6 protein-coding genes are annotated in these 5,507 nt (G+C 47.1%); 1 reads left to right on the plus strand and 5 read right to left on the minus strand.

Going from position 1 to position 5,507, the window contains the following annotated elements:
- A partial coding sequence (locus Q0546_RS02145; protein ID WP_298790103.1) for a TCP-1/cpn60 chaperonin family protein occupies positions 1–234 on the minus strand: 234 nt, incomplete at its 3' end.
- A 21-nt stretch (positions 235–255) separates the two neighbouring features.
- A complete protein-coding gene (gene groES / locus Q0546_RS02150) occupies positions 256–516 on the minus strand; it encodes a co-chaperone GroES (RefSeq protein WP_298790104.1) in 261 nt (86 codons plus the stop codon).
- Between the two features lie 172 nt (positions 517–688).
- On the opposite strand from groES, the gene Q0546_RS02155 reads away from it, so the two are divergent.
- On the plus strand, positions 689–3,286 hold the full coding sequence (locus Q0546_RS02155; RefSeq protein WP_298790107.1) for a hypothetical protein: 2,598 nt from the start codon (positions 689–691) through the stop codon (positions 3,284–3,286).
- A gap of 578 nt (positions 3,287–3,864) precedes the next feature.
- Here Q0546_RS02155 and Q0546_RS02160 read toward each other — a convergent pair.
- From Q0546_RS02160 to Q0546_RS02170, 3 genes are all read right to left on the minus strand, one after another.
- Entirely contained in the window at positions 3,865–4,494 is a 630-nt protein-coding gene (locus tag Q0546_RS02160) for a tetratricopeptide repeat protein (protein WP_298790109.1), read from the minus strand.
- A gap of 9 nt (positions 4,495–4,503) precedes the next feature.
- Positions 4,504–5,151 carry a sel1 repeat family protein gene (locus tag Q0546_RS02165; RefSeq protein ID WP_298790111.1) on the minus strand — a complete coding sequence of 216 codons (648 nt, stop codon included), beginning with the start codon at positions 5,149–5,151 and terminating at the stop codon, positions 4,504–4,506.
- A 9-nt stretch (positions 5,152–5,160) separates the two neighbouring features.
- The coding region (locus Q0546_RS02170; protein WP_298790113.1) for a tetratricopeptide repeat protein at positions 5,161–5,507 on the minus strand (347 nt) is incomplete at its 5' end.

Raw genomic sequence — 5,507 nt, forward strand, 5'->3', positions numbered from 1 at the left:
GCTAGCAACCTCTTTTACTAGGCCTGCGCCCATGTTTTCTAGAGCGTCTTTTAGCTCTACTTCTTTAGCTACGCTCACGCCGTCTTTGGTGATCGCAGGAGCGCCGAAGCTCTTTTGCACTAGTACGTTTCTGCCGCGAGGCCCCATCGTTACTTTTACCGCGTCGTTTAGTTTTCTAACGCCTTCATATAGTTTGTTTCTAGCCTCGTCTGAAAAAAATATCTCTTTTGCCATTTTTATTCCTTTAAATTTAGATTATTTTAAAACGCCCAAAACGTCTTCGACTTTTAGAACCAAATACGTCTTGCCGTCAAGCACGACCTCGGTGCCGCCGTATTTTGCAAAAACCACGCTATCGCCCACGCTCACGCCTTCTACCTCGCTTGATACCGCCAAAACCTTGCCGCTTAAAGGTTTTTCTTTTGCATTATCGGGTATAATGATGCCCGAAGCGGTCGTTTTGACGTCCTCAAGACGCTCGACTAAGACTCGTTTGCCTAACGGTTGAAAATTCATGATTCATCCTTTATGGTTTGATTTTACTTTTTTAGCACTCTTTTGTTTTGAGTGATGAAATTATAGTCAAATTTTTAGAATTTGTCAATGATTTAGCTAAAATTCTTAACAAGTCTTAGTATAATCGGCTCAAGATTCATAATAAAATTAAACTAAATCTAAAGGATAGACGATGAAAATTTTAGGCGCCCTGCTCGGACTGGTTTTTGCTTTGCTTATCGCGGCTTACGTCGCGGCCTTTACCGATTTTGGCAACGGTTTTGTTAAACCCTACGCTGAAAATATAATTAAAGAAAAAAGCGGATTTGACGTCAAATTTGACAAATTTCAGATCCGTCCGACGAGCGTAGATATCGTAGCTAACGTAAATGGCGAGATCGCGGCGAACGTAAACGGCGGTCTTTCGATTTTCTCGCAAAGCCTCGATCTAAAATACGATGTCGCCGTTAGCGATCTAAAAAGCCTGGGCGTCAAGCTAAGCGAAGCTATGAAAATCTCAGGCATCGCAAAGGGCAAATTTAGCGATTTCACCGCTAGCGGAGTAGGCCAAATGCTAGGCTCAAACGTTAGCTTCGACGCAAATTTAAAAGACTATAAGCCGCTTTCTTTAAAGCTCGACGCTAAAAATTTACAGGTCGAAAAAGCTCTAGCACTAGCAGGTCAGCCTATCTACGCGCGCGGTAAAATCTCAGCCGTCGCAAACATCGTAGAAAGCGGCGGCAAGCCAAACGGCACCGCAAACGTCGATATTATAGACGTAAAAACCGATAACGCGCTAATCGCAAAGGATTTTAACGTCACTCTGCCGTCAAATTTCGTCGCGAACGGCAAAATCGTAGCCGACGTCAAAGACGGTATCGTAAACGCCAAAAGCGCGGTAATCACACCGCTAGCGACGATCGGTAGCGACAAGACGATCTACGATCCAAACTCAAACACCCTAAGCAGCGACGTCAAGCTCATCGTGGACGATCTGGCCAAATTTGAGCCCGTCGTGGGGCAAAAGCTTAGCGGAGCGTTCAAAGCAAACGGCAACGTCATCGCTACGGCAGGCGAGCTAAAAAACTTCGACGTAAAGATTGAAGGCTTTGGCGGTAACGTCGATGCGGTGCTAAACGGCGGCAAGCTAATCGCCAAAATCAGCTCGCTAAAGCTTGACGAACTCGTTAAAATCGCCGCCTTCCCGGCATTTGTCGGAGGAACGATCAGCGGCGAAGCAGTGCTAAACGACGTACACAACACGCAAAATATCTCTGGCTCGGTTAAACTCGCCACCAAAAACGCGCGGCTAAATCCGGCCGAGCTAAAACAGGTCGCAAAAGAGATAAATTTAAGCAAACCTCTAGCCTTTGAACTAAACGCAAACGCCGACGTTGCAAGCTCAAAAGCCAAATTTAACGCCTCGCTAAACTCCGAGCTTTTAAAGCTAAAGAGCCTAAGCGGCGTTTACGGGCTGGATGATAAAAACGCGGACGTCAAATTTGACGCGGGTATCGAGGACCTGGGTAAATTTGAAGAGCTAATCGGCAAAAAACTATCAGGTAAAGTGGACGTCAAAGGTGCGGCAAAACTCGCAAAGGGCGCGCTTAGCGAGCTAGATCTAAACGCAAACGCTCTAGGCGGCAAGATAGACGCAAACCTCAAAAACGAAAAACTCGCGGCAAATTTAAGCGCGCTTTCGCTTAAAGACGCATTTACGCTGGCTGCGCTGCCAAACTACGCCGATGCTGTGATCGACGGATCCGTAAATCTAAGCGGACTGGATCCGAAAAATCTCAGCGGTACGGCTAAATTTATCGTCAAAAACGGAATAGTAAATAGCACCGTCGTAGCAAAAGAACTAGATAAGCGCTTCCCAAGCGGCACGAAATTTGACGCTAACGTGGATGTCGCTATAAACGCCGGCAAGGCTAAATTTGACGCGGTAGCAAACCTCGTCTCAAACGCAAACAAGAACCTAATCGCGCTAAAAAATCTAAAAGGCGACTACGAGCTTGAAAGCGGCTCGGCGAAGGCGGACTTTGAGCTTAGCATAAAAGAGTTAAAAGAGATCGAGTTTTTGGTCGGACGACCGCTTTACGGGCCTTTGCTGATTATCGGCGACGCGACGAAAACGGGCGAAAAGCTAAGCGCAAACGTAAATTCGCGACTCTTTAACGGCGATCTTAAGGCGGTCTTAAAAGACGATATCCTAAACGCAAATTTAAAGAGCTTCACCGCCAAAGGCCTCACCGACTTTTTGGGTCTCTCGCACGTCTACGACGGCACCGGCGATATGACGATGGATTATAATCTCGCCTCGCAAAAAGGTAAATTTGACGTTGCCGTAAATGACGGCAAGCTTGCAAAGACCGATTTTACCGAGCAGGTAAGGACCTTCACGGGACGCGACATAACAAGCGAAATCTACAAAAACAGCAAAATAAAAGGTACGATAAACAAAAACCTCATCGACTTTAACGCCGATATGAACGCGACTAGAAGCCGAGTCTGGGTAACTAGCGGCAAATACGATATGGCGACCAAGGCCGTAAACGTGCCGATCAAGATGAACTACGAAAAAACCGACATCGACATCACCGTCACGGGCACCAGCGACAACCCGAAATACACGATCGGCTCGGACTACCTAAGGGGCAAGGCGGTTAAGGAGCTGGATAGATTTTTGGATAAGAAATTCGGCAAAGACGACGAAAACGGCACCACGGGCGATGCGAAAAAAGACGCCAAAAAAGATGCGATAAAAGGGCTTATAAAGGGGCTGTTTTAGGTAAATTTGAGCTAAGCGCGGTGTTAAATTTGACGCCGAATTTGAGTAAAATAAGTTCGATAAGTGCGGCAAATTTAAGCTGGAGCTTGCTTGCTCTGCGCGTCAAATTTGAGCTGCTGCTCGGCTAAATTTGACCGCTCGGCTCGGCGGTTAAATTTACGATTTGCTGGGCGGCAAATTTGGAAGCGGCCTTGCGGTCGCCAAATTTGGACTTTGTTGCTTAAATTTGCGGCTTGGACTTAGAGGTTGCAAATTTAGCTTAACGTCAAATTTGACACGCTATTTCGCCGTTAAATTTAAACTTCAGAGAGTTAAACCAGATCAAATTTGATTTTACCGAGCGAGACGACAAATTTAATTCAGACATTATTCAAACGAATTTTGTGGCGACAGGTACGCGGTATGCTTTAAAAGACACCCTAGCAAAGCCAAAATAGTAAATTTTAAATGATAGAAGTTTTAGAAGCTGGCGCTACGCAAAGCCGAAAGCCAAATCAAGCTCGTCCATAACGGCGAGTGAGCTCTGCTCGCCGCATTTACGCCACGCCAGACAATCAAAATCTAGCGAGGCGCAGATTTTATTTTGTTTTTTTAACGAGCTCTCTAAATTTAACGCAGCCTTCCGTATATCCGTAATCGCAAGAGATCCCGTAAATATCCATCGCTTTTTTCATATCCTGTTCGCTCTTTTCGTATCCTTGCGCGAGCATATAGCAGCCTTGCGAGTCTTTGTGGTCGCAGGCTAGCGAGTAGTATTTGCGGACTTTTTGCGGGTCTTTAGTGCCGCCGTATTCGCCGCTGTGATGAGCAGCCGCCCTATAGCACGCCTCGCCGACTCCGCCCTCGCAGGCTTTTTCATAAAGCGCCACCGCCTTTTCGTAGTCTACCTGAGAGATTTGCCACAGTATGGTGCCCTCGTACACCGCGGCTACGGCCGTGCAGCCGTCCATGTCGCCCATATCGCAGGCCTTTTTATATAGCGCAAAGGTCTTTTTGCCGCCGTCATCGTCGTTATATGAGAGCCCCTGCTCGCCCAAAAACGCCGCCATATAGCAGCCGGCGGCATTTTTATCGTCGTTGCAAGATTTTTCAAACAGTTGCGCGCTGTTTTCGAAGTCCGATTTTTTTAGATATATTTTCGGGGCTTGTTCAAAGTCCCCGCCAAAAGCCGCCGCCACTAAGATCGCAGCTAAAATAATCTTTCTCAACGCATCCTCCTATTTGCTAAATTTTTTAGATTTGGCGCAGCCGCGACCAAGGCCGTTTTCGCAAGCAAGACCGTAATATTTCGCCGCCTCGGCGCTATTTTTAGGCGTTCCGTCGCCTGACTCGTAGATATCGGCCGCGTTGTAGCAGCCCTCGGCCTCTCTCGCTTCGCAGGCTAGTTTATAGTATTTTAGCGCATCGGCAAATTTTGAGGCGCTATCGTGCTTCTTAGCTATCATTAGGCAAGCCTCCCCGTCTTTGCTCTCGCATACTTTTTCGTAAAATTCGGCTGATTTTTCCGTATCGTCCTGCTCTACGACAAAATTATCGTTTGACGGCGTAGAGTCGTAAAAATCGCCCGCCGCCGAGCAAGCTTTAGCGTAGCCAAGATCGCAAGCGCTTTTATAAAGCTCAAAAACTTCGCCGTTTATTCGCGCATACTCGTCATCGTCTTTTAGGTCGTATGTTTGATATGCTTTTAGCTGCGCGGCTATGTAGCAACCTACGGCGTTTTTATCCTCTCGGCACGATTTTTCGTAGAGTTTGGGCACGTTTTTATCGCCCATATCTTGCAGGTATTTTTTCGTCGCGATCTCAAAATTCGTCTGCGCGGCCGCCAATCCGGCTAAAATCAAAACGAGATAAATTTTCTTAAACATAGCGGCTCCTTATTTTTTGTTTTTGTAAAGTTTTCTAAAATCGGCGCAAGCTCCCCTAGAGCCGTAGTCGCAAGCCAGCCCGTAAAAATCCATCGCCTTCGTCTCGTCTTTTTTTACGCCATCGCCCCTTTCGTACATATCAGCTAGCGCGTGGCAGCCGCTCGCGTCCTCGTACTTGCATGCGGTTTCGTAAAATTTAGACGCTTTGGCTAAATTTTGCTCGGTGCCCCTGCCCTCGTCGTAGTATCCGGCCACTCTCGCGCATGCGGCGCCTACTTTGCCCTCGCAAGCTTTTTCGTGAAATTTCATCGCCTTTTTATAGTCCGTTTCCTGTCCGGCCTGTCCGCTTTCGTAGA

It is taken from the genome of uncultured Campylobacter sp., from assembly GCF_937997465.1.
Classification (GTDB): domain Bacteria; phylum Campylobacterota; class Campylobacteria; order Campylobacterales; family Campylobacteraceae; genus Campylobacter_A.

What these genes read in the sequence shown, in the direction of transcription:
- groES (WP_298790104.1), bottom strand. Translation starts at nt 516, where the DNA reads ATGAATTTTCAACCGTTAGGCAAACGAGTCTTAGTCGAGCGTCTTGAG.
- Q0546_RS02165 (WP_298790111.1), bottom strand. Translation starts at nt 5,151, where the DNA reads ATGTTTAAGAAAATTTATCTCGTTTTGATTTTAGCCGGATTGGCGGCC.
- Q0546_RS02155 (WP_298790107.1), top strand. Translation starts at nt 689, where the DNA reads ATGAAAATTTTAGGCGCCCTGCTCGGACTGGTTTTTGCTTTGCTTATC.